Genomic DNA, 19165 nt, shown 5'->3' with positions numbered 1-19165 from the left:
CCGATTAGTTTGTTTGTGGCTCTTTTACCGTATTTTCCTTCGCTAAAATTGCATTGGCTAAATCAAGTGCATGATCCTTTTTGTACTTATTGTAGAAAATTGCGCGCTTACGAACTGGATCCCCCGTATAGTAGCGCTCATACTGTAACGCACGCATACCGAATGCCTCGCCACATAAATCCCAAGCTAACTTAAAGATTTTCATGCGTGCCTCTGCATCTATACCGGCACGACCACCGTAATGACGATCGATGGTTGGACGTAGCTCCTCACTTAAGAAGTCCGCCTCTGTTGGCATCATAAGTAAGCCCCCTGCGCCAATCGCCTGCATTACTTCAATGGTGCGTGGATACATACCCGGCATCATGCCGCGAATTGTTTCTAATACGACTGGGTTCAAACGTGCCTCTCCCTGCTCTGTAATCGTATATTCACGCTCTGCTGTGCGTAGTAGCGAACGAATAACCTCTGTATTTTGAATTAACTCACCTAAATCCCGTTGCACGTGTAAATATTGGTCTGCTCCAATTGAATCCGCCACTTTACATGCAACCTCTACCGCAAATTTCAGCTTAATATAGCCGCGCACACCCGATTGATGCGCTGGCTGCTCTGCTATACCTGTCATCGGATACAGCAGGTTTGCTGCCTCTACGTTGTTGTATAGGAATACTTTATCCCAAGGAACAAGTACATCCTCGAAAACTAGCAGCGCGTCCATCTCTTCATAGCGCGATGCAAGTGGATGATCAAATGTCGACCGTGTACCATCTTGCACTGGCTCTCGACAAATAATTTTTAACCCTTTTACATCAATCGGTACGGCAAACGCTAGCGCATATCGCTCATCGCCAGGTGCAAAACCTGGGAACGAATAAATAATCACTTCATCCGTTAATGCTGCTAACGTAGCTAACATTTTTGCTCCGCGTACAATAATCCCTTCAGCACGCTCCTCTACAACACCAAGATGCGTATACTGATCGGCCTGCTCATGCGAATTTTTACTACGGTCATTTTGTGGATTAACAATCGCATGCGTTAAGAAAATATCGTTATCACGTAAATGCTTATAGTAGTTTTCAATATTCGTCGCCCAGTCTTCATTGTATTTACGTAAAAACCAAGAATTTTGCGCTAATGATGTAACGACTGTATTTAAGAAATCTGGCGTACGTCCCATTAATCCAAATGTTTGGCGTGCAACAACTTCAAACGCCTTACTACGCTTCATAATATCCTCATAATTGTGTGGCATTAAAAACGATGTCGCCATCCGCTCGCCCGTTTCTTCGCACATAACCGTTAAATCTTCCTGATACGCTGGCTCATGCTGCATATCATATAACTTCGCAATTTCTAATGCAGGCTGATTAAAATATGGCTCATCCAAAATGCTTTCTACGATTTTCCCGTTTAACCAAACTTCCGGCTTACGCAACTTCAATGCTTCGAGATACTGTGCTCCAGTACGAATTCCCATCATCTACACCCCTTTAAATTTATTGCACTTCTTGGCTTTTATACATCTCCGTTGATCCCATCTTGCCTTCAAAAAATGTTAATGAATCGCCGCTTCTACGATCAAATTCTGTAATTTCTCCAACAAACAGCACATGATCCCCTGCATCATATTGCTGCCAATGCTTGCATTTAAAGTAGCCTGTCGCACCTTCTATTCTTGGCGAATCCCCCTCTTTATTCCAGGAAATATCCAACTCCTCTTGAGGTCGTCCCGCAAACTGCCAGGCAATCGCCTCTTGATCATCTGCTAGCACATTAATAGTGAAAGGTTTATTTTGTAACTGCTCATATGAATTTGCTTTTTTATCAATCGATATAAGCGCAAGTGGTGGCTCTAACGACACCGATGTAAAGGAATTTACCGTAATGCCATTAATCCCCACATCATCAAACCAAGTCACAACGGTTACACCTGTGGGAAACTTTCCAAAAGCCTGTCTTAATAACTTAAAGTCCATTGTAAAAATCCCCTTTCAAATTATTAATATGATAATATCAAAAGGGAATAAAGCGCTTACATAGAAAAATTTCACAATATGAAATTTTCTAAATTTTTTGTTATTAATATATTTATTTCTATTTGATTCAATATATTCATAATTAATTAAAATCTATCAATACTATCTCACTCCCTACCTTCATCTATAAGTCACCTCGTATTTCCCGATAGTTTAAAAATAGTTCCATGAGCTGGGGCTTTAACTTCGACACTATTAAAATGGTAAAATTTAAAACTTACTTATCTATGAAAAAAGCAAGATCATTATAAGTATTATGCTTCACTGGCACATCGCTGTTGTCATTCTCCTCACACAATCCACACTGTTCCTTTCTCAAGATCGATTAGCATCCATACTGACGGGAAAACCTTGTACTTTCACAATATCTTTGTTTGTGGTACTCAAAATAATTAGAGTATTAAAGATTTTTAAAAGATATATATTGTCGTATCAAAAGCGATACGACCTTGGATTATTTTAATAAATAATAAAAATTTTCATCGAGCGTCCCTTTTTTTGATCCCTCTTGTTATTTAGTAAGTAAGAACCATTACAAGGAGGAGCGAAAAATGAACTTATTAACAAACGAAAAACCACTCATTGTCTTACCAAATGTTGCTACTGTTATTGGTGTGGATGAAGCCATTTTGCTACAACAGCTTCACTACCGCCTACAGCAGCAAACCGTCTTGCAAAATGGAGAGGCTTGGTATTGCCAATCCCACGCGAATTGGAGAAAGCAGCTGCCGTTTTGGAATGAACCCAAAATTAAGCGCATTATCCTACAGCTTGAACAATTAGAGTTGGTGCACTCAACAGACAAGTTCAACCAATTTTATGTAGATCGCACGAAATGGTACAAAATCGATTACGACAAATTACAAAGCATGCTTGCTGACTACAAGGAGCAGCACAGCATTGACGACGATGCATTCGCACAAATGACAACAATTTCAAAAGATAATCAAAACGCGCCAAAGCGCAACAAAAAGACAGTTCAAAACGAAAAGCTGACCGAAAAAATTGATTCGGTACTGACATATTTAAACGACAAGGCTTCTAAAAGATTTAGTCTAAAATCGCAGGCAAATCGCAATTTTATTAGCGCTCGCTTGAAGGAGGGCTACAGTGTTGAGGATTGCTGCTTGGTCATTGATGAGCAAGTATTGTGCTGGCTAGATGATCACGAAATGGAAAAATATTTGCGACCAATGACGCTGTTTCGTCCATCTAACTTTGAAAGTTATTTAAATAACGCCCTGTCGAAGAAGGACACACGAACGTGTATGCCTAAAGCTGTTGTTCTCGATTTTAATGCCGGGGAGGACTGGTGATGAAAAGAGAATTTTTGGAACAGAGTATTTTAGCAACGATGCTAGAGGAAAATTATTTAATTTTAGATAGTGGGCTTACACCAGAAATGTTTTATGGCCAACACCATCGCATGCTGTTTGCAATGATGCGCGAACTTGCACTTGAAAACCATCCCGTGGATTTCATGACTCTCAGTGCGCGCTTTGAGCAAATCACGCAAATAGGACTTCCCTATGTAACAGAGCTCATTCATTTTTCAAATCCTGAAAAATTCGATGCTTATGTGCAGCTACAGCGCGAAATTTGGTGCGAAAAGCAAAAAGGACAAATTTTGTTTCAAGCAACAGAAGGCGATTGGGCAATACCGCAAATTATTCATGCGCTCGATCAAACACAACTTCAAGGGGAAATAATCGATACAACAATTGCCCAAAGGTTAATCGATATGGAGAACCGTCCATTTGAAGAAACGACAACACCAGGTCTTATCGTTCCACATATTCAAGCGCTCGCCCAATTAATCGACGGTTTCCGACCAGGTGAGGTAACGATTTTAGCCGCGCGACCGTCAATGGGCAAAACCGATGTGATGAATAATTTAGCACTTTATGCTGGGTGGAATGGTCATTTGCCCATCATCTTTTCACTCGAAATGAGCACACGTACGCTACTCGACCGTATGATTGCAACAGCCGGTAACTATTCTCGACTGAAGCTACGCAATCCCAAGCGGTATTTTTCAGAGGAGCAAGCTAAAAACTGGCTGAACGTACTCAATCGTGTGCTTAAAACAAAAATTCATATTGATGACCGAAGCCATTTATCCATTGCCCAAATCCGCGCACAAGCAAGACGGATTATTCGTCAGCACCCAGAGCTTGCGCCAATTATTTTCATCGATTATTTGCAAATTATTCAATCCGAAAACGACCAGGATTTATCTAACATTGCAACGACAAAAATAAGCCGTGGCCTAAAACAAATGGCCAAGGAATTCAATTGCCCCGTCATTTGCCTATCACAGCTTAATCGCAACGTGGAATCTCGTGGCAAAAAACGACCAATGATGAGCGATTTACGCGACTCGGGCTCGATTGAACAAGATGCCGATTTAATTGTCTTTCTCTACCGCGACTCGTATTACAATAACGATTTACAAGACAGCGGCGATTTACTTGAACTCATCGTTGCAAAAATCGTAACGGTCCGACCGGTACTGCCTACGCCTTTTACAATCGTAATACTGGCCATGTCGTATCACGGGAATAATGCCATGAAAACAACAAATGTCTATCAGCTACTTTTGGATATGGTCAAGTACGAACAAAACTTCGGCGCCTACTGGATTTATCTCGCACTAAAAAAGGGCTACCTGCAAAAGCATGACCGACCCGAACGCATATACGATGTGCCCTTCACCGAAGAAGAAATCAAAGAACTCCAGCACATGAACGCTCAAGATGTACTCGGTATCAATCGCATCAAGCTTTACGCGACAGAACTTAAAGACAAGCACTATGCCTTTTACTTCGCCGAAAATCCCGTAGATGCCCAGCGCTTGCACCAGCAGCAATTTAAGGCATATGCGGTGAAATGGCATAGTGTTTACAGGCAATTTCAACACGAATCTGTGCGCCTACCACATACCGAGGAATGGATTTATCTATTTGAATTGAAGGAACGGTTCAAGGTATTTCCTGCGTTTGTTGGGGTTTGGAGGGTTGGAGATTAAAGGAGCTAGTTGGAATGGGAGAACCCCGAGCCTGGGTGGGTTCGGGTCTTCTAAGATTTCCCCCACAAATCATTTAGCTTATCGGATATAATTAAGGTACTATCGAACGATTGGATGGATTATTTTGAAAAAACAAGTACATGTAGTTGGAGCAATTATAGAAAATGAACAGCATGAAATATACTGTGCCCTTCGTAGTCCTAAAATGTCTTTACCTAACTTATGGGAATTTCCAGGTGGAAAAATTGAGGTTGGTGAAACACCTCAAGAAGCTTTACGTAGAGAAATATCAGAAGAATTTGCATGTGATATTGCTGTGGGAAATAAAGTAGAAGATACTACATATGATTACGGAAAATTCGTTGTACGTTTAGAAACGTATATGGCAAAAATCATTGACGGGATACCTGTAGCACTTGAACATGCAGAAGCAAAATGGGTTAAACGTGATTTACTTAAACAATTAGAATTTGCACCAGCAGATATACCTGCAGTTGAAAAATTATTAAAATAATTTATTTTAGGTGGCTTACTATATGGAACAGATTATAAAAAAGCTTGAAAACTCTTTATATAAAGGATTCATCGATCAAAATAGAGCTGTTTCTTCACAATTTAAACCGAAATTATTATCAAATAAAGCGCATGAAAATGTTTTAACTACCCTGCTTCAAGAACTGAAAACTTGTAATTCATTTACATTTTCTGTTGCATTCATTACAGAAGGTGGACTAGCCACTTTAAAAACGATGCTCTATGATTTACAGAAAAAAGGGATTTTCGGACGTATTTTAACTTCTACTTTTCTACAATTTAATCAGCCGAAAATGTTTAAAGAGCTTCTTAAATTAACAAATGTTGAAGTCCGAATTACTGATATTAAAGGATTCCATTCAAAAGGATATATTTTTGAACATACCGATTACTATTCACTAATTGTAGGAAGTTCAAATTTAACGGACAGTGCATTAAAAGCAAATTATGAATGGAATGTTTATTTAAACTCACTTGAAAATGGAGAAATTATTCAGCATTTTAAAAATCAATTTGAACATACGTGGAATCAAGCTGCACCTTTAACGATTGAATGGATTGAATCATACCAACCACTCTATCTTGAAAACATGCAACAGACTTCAAAAGTTGCTTCACCACCACTGTATGTAACAAACCCTTTAAAGGAAAGCCTATTAATACTGCCAAACAAAATGCAAACAGCTGCCTTAGAACAATTAAAATTATTACGGGAATCAGGAGCTCAAAAAGGGCTGATTATTTCTGCTACCGGAACGGGTAAAACGTATCTTTCAGCATTTGATGTTCGAAATGCTGCACCAAAGCGATTGCTATTTATCGTTCACCGTGAACAAATTTTAAATAAAGCCATGGCTGATTATCGAAAAATTTTACTTGGCGACGAATCCGAATATGGTATTTTATCAGGAACTTCTAAGAATACCAATGCACGTTATTTATTTGCTACCGTTCAAACAATGTCTCGTGACCCATACTTACAGCAATTTGCTAAAGACCACTTTGATTACATATTAATTGATGAAGTTCATCGTGCAGGTGCGGAATCCTATTTAAAAATTATTAATTATTTTACGCCTCAGTTTTTATTAGGCATGACAGCAACCCCTGAACGTACTGACAATTTCAATATTTATGAGCTATTCGATTACAATATTGCATATGAAATCCGCCTTCAAGAAGCGTTAGCGGAAGAAATGCTTTGTCCGTTTCATTATTTCGGTGTTACCGATTATATAAAAGGCGATGAGTTAATTGATGAGACAGCTGATTTACAAAAGCTCCTAGTGAAAGAACGTGTCGATCATATTATCGAAAAAATTTCATACTACGGCTTCTCTGGAAATCGCGTTAAAGGATTAATGTTTTGCAGTAAAAAAGAGGAAGCGCGTGAACTTTCAAATATATTGAATCAACGTGGCTTAAAAACTTGCGTGCTAACGGGGGACGACTCTCAAGATGCACGTGAACAAGCAATTGAACAACTTAGAATTGGCGAATTAGAATATATTTTAACTGTAGATATTTTCAATGAAGGCATTGATATTCCATTTTTAAATCAGATTGTTATGCTACGCCAAACGCAATCAAGCATCATTTTCATTCAACAACTTGGACGAGGTTTACGAAAACATAATGACAAAGATTACGTTACAATTATTGATTTTATCGGAAATTATAAAAATAACTATTTAATTCCGATTGCCCTTTCAGGCGACAAAACAATGAATAAAGACAATGTGCGACGTAATACCGTTAACACAGATTACATTCAAGGGGTTTCTACAATTAATTTTGAGGAGATTGCGAAGAAACAAATTTTTGATGCGATTAATAATACAAATCTCTCTACATTAAAAATGCTAAAGGATAGTTATTTTGAAGTGAAAAATCGGATTGGACGTATCCCATTACTAATAGATTTTATTCAGCAAAACTCACTCGATCCCGAGGTAATTATTAATTATAGTCCAAACTATTATGACTTCTTATTAAAATTGAAAGAAGATATTGCACCGATTACCGACTATGAAAAATCCATTCTGGCATTAATCGGTAAAGATTTTTTACCTGGTAAAAGAATTCATGAACTACTGCTATTAAAACTTTTAGCTGAACAAGAAACCCTTTCAGAACAACAATTTATTTCGGTACTTCACGATCATAATGCCTATCTTAACGAAGACACCCTACTAGGGATAGAAAATGTATTTTCTTTAAACTTTTTCGTAGAAGTTGATAAAAAGAAATTCGGCCAAAAACCTGTAATCATTAAGTCGAACTCAAACTACATGTTCAATGAAGAATTGCAGCTATCACTTCAGGATGCGAACTTTAAGCAATACTTTGTCGATCTACTAGACTGTGCCTTTATTAAAAACGAGCAATTTCTAAATGATGAACCGTTTAAGCTTTATGAAAAATATTCTCGTCGTGAGGTATGCCGTTTATTAGATTGGGAGAAAAATGAAGAAGGTACACTTAACGGTGGTCGTCCCAAGAACGGAGATTTCCCGATTTTCGTAAATTATCATAAAAATGATGAAAATGATTCTGAAACAAATTACATGGATGAGTTCTTATCAAACGACACGTTTAAATGGTGCTCAACTAAAAATCGATACATCGATAAATCAAAGGAAATGCAGATTCTTATTAACTCAGTAGCTAATGGAACAAATGTTTACCTGTTTGTAAAAAAAGACAATGGCGAAGGTAAAGACTTCTATTATTTAGGTCGTTGTGATGTAAATCCAGCTTCAGCTAAACCGGATCAAATTTTAGATAAAGGTTCCTATTATCCTGTTGTTACAATGGAAATGGTGTTAGAACAGCCGATTCAATACGATATTTATCATTATCTAGTTGAAGAATAAAAATAAGCTTCTACAAGAAAATGCCATTGTACGGATCGAGTCGTTCTTCATCAGAGCCGTCTATCTGTCAAAGAAATCGCCCGTATTCAAACGTTCCCTTATTGGTATCAGTTTAGAAATGGCGGCAATATGACAGCATCTGAAAACAACCGTTTGGATAAACAATACAAACAAATTGGGAATGCCATACCCGTACACCTTGCCAAAGCTGTTGCAATGCCGATTGCCGAATGGGTTGTGCACTATTTACGAGAGCGCGAGCAGCAACATACACAGCAGTTAATGCTGTTTTAGCGGACTAGTTTCTTCTAGTTCGTTTTTTTAATTTGTTTAGCTGACCTCGATTATTGACTGTCATGTCCATGTAGTTTTATAAAAAAGATTAAACATTTGAAACAAAATTCGATTATTTAAAATAAAGATTGATAAAAATTCTGTGATGATATGCAGGATTTTTTTATTCCACAATAGGGCCATTTTGTTGAAGAAGGATATCTCTAATTTTTAACGAATACATGGTTATAGATAAGCAAAAGTGGTGAGATAAATAGGAAAAAAATTTAATTTATTTTTGGACAATAAAATGGAAAAATGTATAATTAACAGGCTTCGGAGCGCGGGTTGTGTTTTCGCAGAAGATGAGACCAGGTTACTTATCCTGGAGGCACAAACTCCAGAGGATCTCAAGAAAATGGTGGAAATGCGAGCCGATGGTTTACCTCTTGAATATGTTGTTGGATACGCAGAGTTCTGTAGTTTGCGGATAGAAGTGGATCGAGGCGTTTTCGTGCCTCGCCAACGTACCGAATTTCTTGTTCACCAGGCAGAAGCCCTGTCTTGTTCTGGTGATATCGTCGTTGACCTATGTTGTGGGTCAGGTGCTGTGGGTGTAGCACTGGCAGCAGCTTTAGGACGAGTTGAATTGTATTCTGTTGACATTGACCCTGTCGCAGTACGATGCGCTGGCCGCAACGTTACGGATTTCGGTGGCCATGTTTTTGAAGGTGACTTGTATAAAGCTCTGCCTATCTCACTTAAAGGCCATGTGAACATCCTAGTTGCGAATGTACCTTACGTACCTACAAAGGCAATCAAGCTGCTCCCACAGGAGGCTCGCCTACATGAACCGAAGGTGGCGCTTGACGGTGGAGAGGATGGACTTGACATTCAGCGAAGAGTAGCAGAAGAAGCATTTCTTTGGCTAGCACCGGGAGGCCATCTTTTGATAGAGACGAGCGAAAAGCAGGCACCTGAGACCATTGAAATCTTCGCTAGCGCTGGGCTTACCACGAAAGTGGCTAGAGACGATGAACTGGACGCTACTGTCGTTATCGGATCGAATTCTGGTTTTTAGAGTAAATAAGTACTTAGCCTTAATCACAAATGAAATGATAATTAGTTATCACAATACTATAAACAAAGAGCCCATTTTGATTAATCTTTTTTCAAAACCGGTTCTTTTTTAGTTACAAAAATTAAGATTTAAGAGGTATTTTTGATCAAACTTTATTTTAAAGATACATGTCAATATCAGTAAAAACGCTAAGATAAAGCAGCATATTTATTTAATAGTATGTTAATAAAAGCGGTGTTTACATGCCAGAATCTGAACGAATAAAAAAGCGCTTCTACGATGGAATTTCCATAGTAGAAGCACTTTTTGTTGTTTAATAGATTTAGTATCTCCAATGCCATCCATGATATAAGGTGATACCATTTATATTCAGCAATACCTATTTAGATTTCCTTAGTTTCTTCTCTTAGCCACACGCGTTCCTCTTCATTTAAATGAGGAGCTAGCTTTGTGTATACCTCTTGATGATAATTGTTTAACCATTCCTTTTCACTCTTTGTTAACATCTCTTTATCTATGCCAGCTAAATCAATTGGGCAATATGTGATTGCTTCAAACTTCATAAATTGACCGAACTCAGTTTTTTCATCTTCAACTACCAGCATCATATTTTCAATTCTAATTCCATGCTTACCTTCTAGGTAGATTCCCGGTTCATTCGTAATGATCATGCCTTTTTCTAAGGTAACATTATTCGAATCATTTCTTATGCTTTGTGGTCCTTCATGAACATTCAAGAAGAAACCTACCCCATGTCCTGTCCCGCATTTATAGTCAATGCCGTACTGCCAAATCGGTTGTCTTGCTAGAATATCTAAATGAGAACCGGTTGCTCCGTATAAAAATTTTACTGCGCTTAATGCAATAAATCCTTTTAACACCAAAGTGTAATCTCTTTTTTGTTCATCGGTAAGCTTTCCTAAAACAAGCGTTCTTGTAATATCTGTTGTTCCATCATAATACTGGCCACCTGAATCAATTAAAAACAGACCTTCATCCTTAAGCGTATGTTGGGTTTCTTTATTGGCTTTATAATGCATCATCGCAGCATGTTCTTTATAGCCTGCTATTGTATCAAAGCTAGGTCCAACAAATCCTTCCTGCTCATTTCTGAAATGTTCTAATTTTTCTTCTGCAGCAATCTCTGTAATTTCTTCTTTCGCTACAGAGCCCTTTAGCCATTTTATAAATTTCACCATGGCCAATCCATCTTTAATTTCACACGCTTTTAAATTTTTTATCTCCACGTCATTTTTAATAGCCTTTAAATCCGTCGTGATGTTAGGACTTTCAATTTTCTTTGCCTCACTGTTAATGCCATTGTATAGACGGATATTCGTTCTTGTAGAATCTAACATCACAGCATCATTGCCTGAAAGACTTTCCAAGAACGGTTGTATTTCATGATTCGCTTTTAACTCGATCCCTTCAGCCTCTAACTCTTCTTTCACTGAAGCCGGAACCTTGTAAGAATCAATAAATAAATAACATGTATGTTCGGCTACGATTACATTCGCTATTACAACTGGACTGTTCGGCACATCGTTTCCTCTTATATTCAACAGCCATGCAATGTCATCAAGGGAAGTTAAAATATAATAATTGGCTCCCTTATTTTTCATTTCTTGTCTTACTTCATTTAATTTTTCTACGCGTGATTTGCCCGCATAGTTTACGTCATGCGTGAATAATGGTTCTTTCGGAATCTCCGGTCTGTCTTCCCACAGTTCACCAATTAAATCTTGATCTATTTTTAATGTGATTTGCTTGGCTTTTAGATCGGCTTCCATTCTTTTAACCATAGTAGTTGAAAAAACATTTCCATCAAAGCCTACAATATTCCCTTCATTCAGAACATTTGCAAGCCATTCTGAATAAAATGGCACCCCTGGATCCATCATTCTGAATAATTTGATTCCTGAGCCTTCAAGCTGCTTTTCTGCTTGAATATAGTATCTACCATCTGTCCATAGCCCAGCATCCTCTAATGTAATAACTACCGTACCTGCAGACCCTGTAAATCCTGATAGCCATTGTCTGCCTTTCCAATGTTCTGCTACATATTCACTCTGATGTGCATCAAAACTAGGAATGATATAGGCATCCATTTGATTTTCTTTCATTAGCTGTCTTAACTTTTCGACTCTATCTCTACTATTCATTACGAATTCCCCCATTTTCCTTAAGTCAAATTTGTTTATGTTCACGGTCATACAACCAGATAGCTAGCACAATACTTATGATTCCGGCTGTAAGCTTTGATATGATAAATGCGCCTATCATGTCTGGTGCTACTCCAGACACAAACCCAAGTTGTCCACCAAATACAAATGCGCCACTCACCCCAAAGGCAGTAGCTACTACTTTTCCTTTAGGATTCATTTCCTTAAAAGTTCCAAATATTAATAAATTACTAGCTAAACTTCCTAGAATGCCTGCTACTGATACAGAATTAATCCCAAATCTTTTCCCTATTTTCTCAAAACTATTTTTAAAAATTCGATTAATAAATGCTAGCATCGGATATGCGCCACCTAAAACAATGGCAATCTTGGCCACTATCACTGTAGATTCAGCTAGTGGTGCTAATCCTGATACAAGCCTTACACCAAATATCACATCTATTCCTTGTAAAAGTAACCCAATAATACTCAGACATACGATAAGCTTTCCAAATCCATTAAAAACTTTTATAAAAACATGTGGAATTTTTAATAACCCTACCCCTAAAATAATGGCAAAAACAAAGATAGGTATCAGATTTAACACTAATAGATTGATATCTATTTTTTGCCATAAGCCCGCTGCAAGACATCCTATTGGGATAGTAATAATTCCAACTAGCACACCTTTAGAAAAATAGCCTTCATCCTCTTTAGAAAGCATCCCTAACGCGACTGGTATTGAAAAACTAATTGTGGCTCCTAAAGTAGAGGCAATGATAATCCCTGAAAATGCACCCATTTCCTCTGTCGATGCTAACTGACTAGCCATCTGATAGCCGCCCATATCTACAGCTAAAAATGCTGCCGGAACAATAGAAGGGTCTAAACCAAAAACGCGACAGATTGGAATAATCACAGCAGATAAAAAGTCGGTAAAAATAGGTACTAAAGAAATTATACCGATCATGCCAAGCCCTAAAGCTCCCATGGTCTTTATACCTTCCTCAAATTTCCCACCCAGCTTCAAATGAGTTCCCGTAATATAATCAATCGCACCGATGACAAAAAAAGAACCAATTACAAATAATATGAATTTATCCATTGTTAGTATCACTTTCTATAATGTCCTTGCTAAATCAGCCTCTGTTATACATATAATTAGGCGTATTAATCGCTATTAGCTTTACGTTTTTATTCGTATAATTAGCCCAATTGTGGGAAATAGTTGAGTCCATATGAACACTATCACCTGGATATACTTCATGCCTTATACCATTGATGTAAACGGTTAAGATTCCTTCTAAAACATAAACGAACTCTTCCCCCTCATGCGTATAGGATACGATTTCTTCATCCTTCTTTTGAGGAAGAATTTCAATAAGCCTTGGAACAAGCTGTTTATTTTCCATATTTGAACTTAAACTATACTTAATAAAGCCGCCTTCTACGGAATCCATTATTTCTTGTTCATAACTTCTTAAAACCAACTCTTTCTTTTTGAGTGGATAATCAAAAAAGTGTGTTAAATGTACCTCCAAAATAGCAGCTAGTTTTTCAAGTGAGTCAACTGCTATGGTAGTAAGCCCTCTTTCTAATTGAGATAGAAATCCAACAGATAATTCGCTTTTTTCACTTAACTCTTTCAACGTAATTCCTTTTTCAGTTCTCAATTTCTTTATTTCCATTCCTATATTCATCATTTCACCCCCTAAATTTCATTATTGTGAATAATATAGTATATCCCAAACTAAAATACAATATGTTATGAAATAAATTCATACATATGAATTTATCAATTAACATTATCCTATATTTTCTCAAGAAAGACCGCAAAAACACACAATAAAAAAAAACGCATTGATCTAGTAGATCAATGCGTCTAAATTGTTAACTAATAATATACGAAAAAGAGTTATCTTAATTGCCACATTCAAATAAAGTACCAATAGGGCTAAGGAAAGTTTTACTGCTCCAACAACTCAATCATCTCTGTGTATCCTCTATCTTTAGCATAGTCCAATGCTTTCAGACCATTGTCATCACGAAGCTCTTTGTTTGCATTGTAAGCTAGCAACTCCTGTACAATTTGCTGATATACTTTTGAACCATCTGTTAATGCGCTGCTTCAATTAAAGCTGTATAGCCAAAGCTATTTTGATGATTGATATCCATTTTTCCATCCGCTAAAAGTAACTTTACATTAGCTAAATGGCCCTTTTCAGCAGCTGGGATTAATGCATTGCCACCATATCGATTGTACACCTGGTGATCGGGTGTTGCATTTTCAAGTATATAAGCTAAGATCTCTGTTTTACCTTGTGCACCTGCATATAAATAAGGGCTATCTTGAATCCTGTCTTGTTGGTTAACATCTGCCCCTGCATTAATTAGAGCTTTTGCAATTTCAATATAATTTTTATGTGTAGCAATTAACAACGGTGTTTCATCATTTTTATTCGTTTCATTAATTGGATAAGATGAATCTTTTAAAATGTCCTGTACTTTTTCAAGATTGTTCGCTTCAACCGCTTGAAGCAATTCACCTGATTGATGTGCCATTTCCCTTTCCTCCTCATCATTACAGCCTACTATTATAAATAAAAAGCTAATAATAAATCCTTTAAGTAATCTCAAATTTAAATCACCCTTTACAAGGAATGTTTCAATAGTTAAAACGATAACCGCTGCCCCAAATGGTTTCAATCGGTAGCTCTGACAACTTCCCCTTTTTTAATTTGTCACGAATGCGCCCGACATGTACCACAACAGTGAATACATCCCCATCCAGATCATCCATATACCATAATTGGCGAAAAAGCTGTTCCTTCGTCCATACACGATTCGGATGTTCCATAAAAAAGACGAGTAAATCAAACTCCTTAGTTGTAAATGTAATTTCTTTGCCGAGCACAAAAACCTTACGCGCTGCCTTATCTACAACAATATTATTCATTTCGATATACTCTACTGCTTGCCCTACGCCTGTTAACTGTTTGTAGCGTTTTATATGCGCTTGGACACGTGCAACCAATTCACTAGGACTAAATGGTTTTGTCATATAATCATCCGCACCTAAACCAAGGGCACGAACTTTATCAACATCTTCCTTTTTTGCTGACACAACCATGAGTGGAATATTTTTCACCTCGCGAATACGGCGACAAATTTCAAATCCATTCATTGAAGGAAGCATTAGATCTATCACAACTAAGTCATATGCTTCATTAATTGCACAATTCATCCCTTCAAAACCATCTGTTACAATATCCGCTTCTATTGAATGAATTTCTAAATAATCTCGCTGCAATTCCGCAATGCTTAGATCATCTTCAATAATTAAAATTCGTGATGCTACCATTTTTCAACACTTCCTTTAAGCCTTTTCCAAAACAATGATTACAGATGTGCCTTCATGTAACGTACTTTGAACTTTTACCTGACCTTTATGCTTTTCAACAATTTGCTTCACAATCGCAAGCCCTAAGCCACTGCCACCTGTTGCTGATGTTCGAGCTTCCTCCCCGCGATAAAAATGATCAAATACATAGGGCAATTTTTCCTCCGAAATCCCTTGCCCGTTATCTTTAACAATTAATTGTACAAAGCGAGACACAGCAATTACTTCAACAATAATCATTAATGGCCCCGTCGCCTTTTGAAACTTTATACTATTTTCAATTAGATTATTAATTGCACGATTCATATGCATACGGTCAATCTGCACATACACTTTACCAGAAACTTGCAAGTCAATGTGTACCTGTCGATTAGATAATTGAAACTCCTCTACAACATGCGCTAGAAAATCTGGCAATGAAGTACGTTCAAAATGGAATTGTACTGCTTCTGCATCAAGCTTTGAATAGAGAAAAAGCTCCTCTATTAAATGATTTAAGGCAAGTGATTTAGAATGGATTGTTTTTAAATACTTTTCCCGCTTTTCAGGTGTTTCAGCAACACCTTCCCTCAATCCTTCTACATAACCAATAATAGAGGTAATCGGCGTTTTTAAATCATGTGAAATACTTGCCACTAATTCTTTTCGGTTATTTTCAAGATTTTGCTGCTCCTCAATCGATGCAAGTAATGCTTCTCGCATTTGTTCAAAATTTGCCATCAACTGCTGCACTTCTTTTGCAGTATTTTCCGGCAAAATAGATGTCTTCATCATCATGTCCCCATTTCGAATACCGGACATTGTTTGACCTAATTTTTCAATGGGCTGAATAATTGATTTGCGTATTTGATGATTCAAAAAAAGCATAGCTGCAACTGAAACGAACAAAATGAGCATACTAATAAGCAATCCCCATCTTGTCAGAAATTCTAATAAGCTATTTTCCTTTTTTAATACAAGAACACTACCTTTAGTCTGATCGCTGTAATAAAAATCATATTTAATGTAACGGTACATTCTCCCTGCATTATCTATGGTACCCTTTGTTTCAATATTGTTTGTATCAAAATCAGGGAAATGCACAATAAGCGACCTTTCAACTAGCTCCTCCGAATAATATAAAATGTCCTCATCCTTACGAATCACGAGACCAAGAGATAGCTGCTCTAATTGTTGTAATTTATTTAGCATAGCCTCTCCTATTAGTTGGTCCGGCGTACTTTTCGCTATATTTCGTAACTCCACATAAGCAAGCTCCTCTTCTGGGCTCAAGGAACGCTGCTTCGTAAAAGATTGATACAATGTTTTCGGCGTCGGTATCGATCCTGTCGTTACATAAAAAGCAATACATAAAATTAGAAGAATGGAGACGCTCGCAATAAAAATACCCCCAATATATGAAATGAGAAATCGATTTTTTATTGTCATAGTAATCTCCTTTCTCTAACCTCTATATAAAACTATTGTATAGTTAACTATTATTTAATCATTTATGCCTCGGCGTAATTGCCTCTGTTCACTTAGGGTACAAAAGAAATTGCTAATAAAAGTTAAAAGCTGAAATTTGGATTGAATTCTCCCTTATATGGCTCATGCTCAACAAAAATAGTCACTTCATTGCCTGCTGCATCTTTACCCATTCGCTTATATGTGAACTTGCTATCGTTTAATTCTGTCAGCTCAAGAGCAGCCCCATATTTTTTTTCACCTAGCGATACATGTGCGCGCACTTTATTACTATTAATCACATCAAAGTAACCAAAGTCCCCACGGCTCTCCCCTGTTTCAACATTGAAAAATTCATATTGATTTGTTGTTAGGTCAAATTTAGCGATGCTAATAAAGTTCGCATTTTGCTCTGTCACATCATTCCCCTGCTCATCCAGTACTTTTGTTCCTTGCCATAATGTTTCACTTAAAATTTTATCACCATCTACGTCCGTCAAAATCGTGCCTGTCGTTGCCACTAAATTTTGTCCTGGATTTGTAAATGCTAATTTTGATTCTTCGTACGGAATATGTTCAACATAAACTTCTACATCATTGCCAGCTGCATCTTTGCCCATGCGCTTGTATGTGAAAATATCTTCGCTCAGTTCCGTCATCTCCACAACAGCTTGATACTGCTTCGTATTAGAAATTAAAATTCGTTTCTTCCCATCATTTGTCACAAAGAATGTCCCTTCATCTCCTCGTGTTTCCTTTGTCGCTGCATCAAAAAATTCATAGCGACCTGTTTCAGCATCATACTTCGCCAAACCAATAAAGTTTGCATTTTCCTTTGTTAAGTCATTATTATCTTTATCGTAAACCTTTGTTCCTTGCCAATCTGTACTCCCTAAAAGATTAACCATTTCCTGACCTTTTGTAAGCTGGTTTTCCGTTTCAACTTGTGATGTTTGCTCCTGTTTCTCTTGTTGCTCAACTGGTTCCGTTGAATTCGTTTTCTCCGTTACTGTCTCGTCGTTACATGCAGCTAAAATTGTTAATGAGCTAAATACTACCAATGATGCAAATTTTAATTTTTTATTCATATTTGTTCTCTCCCTTTCATTTTCTTATACTTCATTATGAAAGGCAGTTCTAAACTCCTTATATCGCAAATATAAACAAATTATAAATTCGAAGCTTTGTTAATTCCGATCTCCTTAGCGATAGATAATGATTGGCGAAAAACGTTCTGCCTCATCCTCTAAAAATCTCCCGCTTATGCCACTTAAAATACTTCTTATTCTCCTCCACACGGTTTACACGCATCTTTTCATGAATGCCGTACTTACTATAATCCGCTTTCGCAAGCTCCGGTGAAATGTGAATTTTTCCAGTACCATCAAAGGCAATATAGCCGCGGTCGTATAATGTATCATGGTTGCTGCATAGTAAAATGCCATTATACGGATCGAGTCGTTCTTCATCCGTCGAATCTTTCCACGGTTTGGAGTGGCTTGCTTTTAAAAGCTCTGGTAATTCGATGCCGCATAACGCGCAATGATGGTCCCATAAAGGAGTCAGTTGCTTTTTGAATTTTTGCTGACCCCTGCGAATTTTCACCTTGGCCTCTGCTTCGGTTTCAATTAAAATCGGCGCTAATGTATTGCGTTCTTTTTGTGCAATTAATCCGATCGCAAATTCTAGCTGTTCTTCATTTTCCTCATAAATATTCGCATCACTAATAAGCTCTAACAATTTAATCGCGAGCATTTCATTACAAGGATATAAGAAGCCTTGGTTACCATCGCCATTTTGTTGGAATGGGGAGTATTTCACTGGTAAGAGCTGCTGGATATGCTCAAAGTTTGCTTTAATTGCTATCGGGATTTGAAGTGGCTCATAGGCAGAAATGAATAGATTGCCAATGTGTTTAGCTTCATCGAACGGATTTTCACCTTTACGGCAATCTTCCTGCGCAATACTAATTGCGACAATTTCGCCTTTTACACAATGGAAAATGGCATCGCCCTGTTTCACCTCGTTCATGCGCTCCCAAGAATGCGGTGTCTGCCCGCTATTATCGTAAATGGAGCACCAAACAACATTCGCGTCCTTTGCCTGTTCGTATGTTTTCCCTTGCATTACTATATAAAAATTCATGTCCGTACACCCTTATCTTCATCGTTTCATATAGCTTACCACTATTATTCCCTCAAAAATAAAAATGTGCTTATAGAAAGACACCTTTCGCACAAAACAATGCCACGCCTTTATGGATCACCAATCCCCAACCCATAAAAAAATTCAGCCAAACGGTCTCAATCGACGTCATTTGCCT

The 19165-nt window shown here is 37.6% G+C and carries 15 protein-coding genes and 1 pseudogene; 6 read left to right on the top strand and 10 right to left on the bottom strand.

Translation table 11 applies throughout. The features are described from left to right. Nucleotides 1-4: 4 nt before the first annotated feature. Together O7776_RS01775 and O7776_RS01770 are read right to left on the bottom strand one after the other, a co-directional pair. Entirely contained in the window at nucleotides 5-1483 is a 1479-nt protein-coding gene (locus O7776_RS01775; protein ID WP_274308949.1) for a 4-hydroxyphenylacetate 3-hydroxylase family protein, read from the bottom strand. Nucleotides 1484-1502: 19 nt separating this feature from the next. Further along, nucleotides 1503-1982, bottom strand: a complete 480-nt coding sequence (locus O7776_RS01770) for a flavin reductase family protein (protein WP_274308948.1) — start codon at nucleotides 1980-1982, stop codon at nucleotides 1503-1505. Between the two features lie 611 nt (nucleotides 1983-2593). Here O7776_RS01770 and O7776_RS01765 point away from each other — a divergent pair. From O7776_RS01765 to O7776_RS01740, 6 genes and pseudogenes are all read left to right on the top strand, one after another. Then, nucleotides 2594-3358, top strand: coding sequence for a conserved phage C-terminal domain-containing protein (locus tag O7776_RS01765; RefSeq protein ID WP_274308947.1), 765 nt, complete (start codon nucleotides 2594-2596; stop codon nucleotides 3356-3358). Beyond that, the gene (locus tag O7776_RS01760; protein WP_274308946.1) at nucleotides 3358-5070 is read left to right on the top strand and encodes a replicative DNA helicase; all 1713 of its coding nucleotides are present in this window, start codon (nucleotides 3358-3360) and stop codon (nucleotides 5068-5070) included. The genes O7776_RS01765 and O7776_RS01760 overlap by 1 nt, the downstream gene beginning before the upstream one ends. A 124-nt stretch (nucleotides 5071-5194) precedes the next feature. After that, complete coding sequence (locus tag O7776_RS01755) at nucleotides 5195-5584, top strand: (deoxy)nucleoside triphosphate pyrophosphohydrolase (protein WP_274308945.1); 390 nt, start codon at nucleotides 5195-5197, stop codon at nucleotides 5582-5584. Between the two features lie 22 nt (nucleotides 5585-5606). Beyond that, nucleotides 5607-8480, top strand: a complete 2874-nt coding sequence (locus O7776_RS01750) for a DEAD/DEAH box helicase (RefSeq protein WP_274308944.1) — start codon at nucleotides 5607-5609, stop codon at nucleotides 8478-8480. 69 nt (nucleotides 8481-8549) lie between these two features. Continuing rightward, nucleotides 8550-8774: pseudogene (locus O7776_RS01745) on the top strand (DNA cytosine methyltransferase); the annotation flags it as partial. A gap of 289 nt (nucleotides 8775-9063) precedes the next feature. After that, the gene (locus O7776_RS01740) at nucleotides 9064-9834 is read left to right on the top strand and encodes a putative protein N(5)-glutamine methyltransferase (RefSeq protein ID WP_274308943.1); all 771 of its coding nucleotides are present in this window, start codon (nucleotides 9064-9066) and stop codon (nucleotides 9832-9834) included. A 383-nt stretch (nucleotides 9835-10217) separates the two neighbouring features. Here O7776_RS01740 and O7776_RS01735 read toward each other — a convergent pair whose 3' ends face one another. The 8 genes from O7776_RS01735 to O7776_RS01700 form a co-directional block, all read right to left on the bottom strand. After that, nucleotides 10218-11996 (bottom strand): aminopeptidase P family protein, encoded by a 1779-nt coding sequence (locus tag O7776_RS01735; protein WP_274308942.1) that lies wholly within the window; start codon nucleotides 11994-11996, stop codon nucleotides 10218-10220. A 25-nt stretch (nucleotides 11997-12021) separates the two neighbouring features. After that, nucleotides 12022-13101 carry an ethanolamine utilization protein EutH gene (eutH, locus tag O7776_RS01730; RefSeq protein WP_274308941.1) on the bottom strand — a complete coding sequence of 360 codons (1080 nt, stop codon included), beginning with the start codon at nucleotides 13099-13101 and terminating at the stop codon, nucleotides 12022-12024. 34 nt (nucleotides 13102-13135) lie between these two features. Further along, nucleotides 13136-13696, bottom strand: a complete 561-nt coding sequence (locus O7776_RS01725; RefSeq protein ID WP_274308940.1) for a helix-turn-helix domain-containing protein — start codon at nucleotides 13694-13696, stop codon at nucleotides 13136-13138. Between the two features lie 415 nt (nucleotides 13697-14111). Then, on the bottom strand, nucleotides 14112-14558 hold the full coding sequence (locus tag O7776_RS01720) for an ankyrin repeat domain-containing protein (protein WP_274308939.1): 447 nt from the start codon (nucleotides 14556-14558) through the stop codon (nucleotides 14112-14114). Nucleotides 14559-14661: 103 nt separating this feature from the next. Next, complete coding sequence (locus tag O7776_RS01715) at nucleotides 14662-15357, bottom strand: response regulator transcription factor (protein ID WP_274308938.1); 696 nt, start codon at nucleotides 15355-15357, stop codon at nucleotides 14662-14664. Between the two features lie 15 nt (nucleotides 15358-15372). Then, nucleotides 15373-16824: a sensor histidine kinase gene (locus tag O7776_RS01710; protein ID WP_274308937.1), complete on the bottom strand. Its 1452-nt coding sequence runs from the start codon at nucleotides 16822-16824 to the stop codon at nucleotides 15373-15375. A gap of 122 nt (nucleotides 16825-16946) precedes the next feature. Then, nucleotides 16947-17930, bottom strand: coding sequence for a DUF4822 domain-containing protein (locus tag O7776_RS01705; protein WP_274308936.1), 984 nt, complete (start codon nucleotides 17928-17930; stop codon nucleotides 16947-16949). A gap of 151 nt (nucleotides 17931-18081) precedes the next feature. After that, nucleotides 18082-18987 (bottom strand): HNH endonuclease, encoded by a 906-nt coding sequence (locus tag O7776_RS01700; protein WP_274308935.1) that lies wholly within the window; start codon nucleotides 18985-18987, stop codon nucleotides 18082-18084. Nucleotides 18988-19165 lie beyond the last annotated feature (178 nt).

Source organism: Solibacillus daqui (assembly GCF_028747805.1).
GTDB lineage: Bacteria > Bacillota > Bacilli > Bacillales_A > Planococcaceae > Solibacillus > Solibacillus daqui.
Note: the sequence above shows the minus strand (reverse complement) of the source record. Positions and strands in the feature narration are given on the sequence as shown.

Coding starts and splice junctions, on each gene's coding strand:
- O7776_RS01735 (WP_274308942.1), bottom strand. CDS start 11,996: ATGAATAGTAGAGATAGAGTCGAAAAGTTAAGACAGCTAATGAAAGAA.
- O7776_RS01700 (WP_274308935.1), bottom strand. CDS start 18,987: ATGAATTTTTATATAGTAATGCAAGGGAAAACATACGAACAGGCAAAG.
- O7776_RS01720 (WP_274308939.1), bottom strand. CDS start 14,558: ATGGCACATCAATCAGGTGAATTGCTTCAAGCGGTTGAAGCGAACAAT.
- O7776_RS01775 (WP_274308949.1), bottom strand. CDS start 1,483: ATGGGAATTCGTACTGGAGCACAGTATCTCGAAGCATTGAAGTTGCGT.
- O7776_RS01770 (WP_274308948.1), bottom strand. CDS start 1,982: ATGGACTTTAAGTTATTAAGACAGGCTTTTGGAAAGTTTCCCACAGGT.
- O7776_RS01725 (WP_274308940.1), bottom strand. CDS start 13,696: ATGAATATAGGAATGGAAATAAAGAAATTGAGAACTGAAAAAGGAATT.
- O7776_RS01750 (WP_274308944.1), top strand. CDS start 5,607: ATGGAACAGATTATAAAAAAGCTTGAAAACTCTTTATATAAAGGATTC.
- O7776_RS01705 (WP_274308936.1), bottom strand. CDS start 17,930: ATGAATAAAAAATTAAAATTTGCATCATTGGTAGTATTTAGCTCATTA.
- O7776_RS01760 (WP_274308946.1), top strand. CDS start 3,358: ATGAAAAGAGAATTTTTGGAACAGAGTATTTTAGCAACGATGCTAGAG.
- eutH (WP_274308941.1), bottom strand. CDS start 13,101: ATGGATAAATTCATATTATTTGTAATTGGTTCTTTTTTTGTCATCGGT.
- O7776_RS01765 (WP_274308947.1), top strand. CDS start 2,594: ATGAACTTATTAACAAACGAAAAACCACTCATTGTCTTACCAAATGTT.
- O7776_RS01715 (WP_274308938.1), bottom strand. CDS start 15,357: ATGGTAGCATCACGAATTTTAATTATTGAAGATGATCTAAGCATTGCG.
- O7776_RS01740 (WP_274308943.1), top strand. CDS start 9,064: ATGGAAAAATGTATAATTAACAGGCTTCGGAGCGCGGGTTGTGTTTTC.
- O7776_RS01710 (WP_274308937.1), bottom strand. CDS start 16,824: ATGACAATAAAAAATCGATTTCTCATTTCATATATTGGGGGTATTTTT.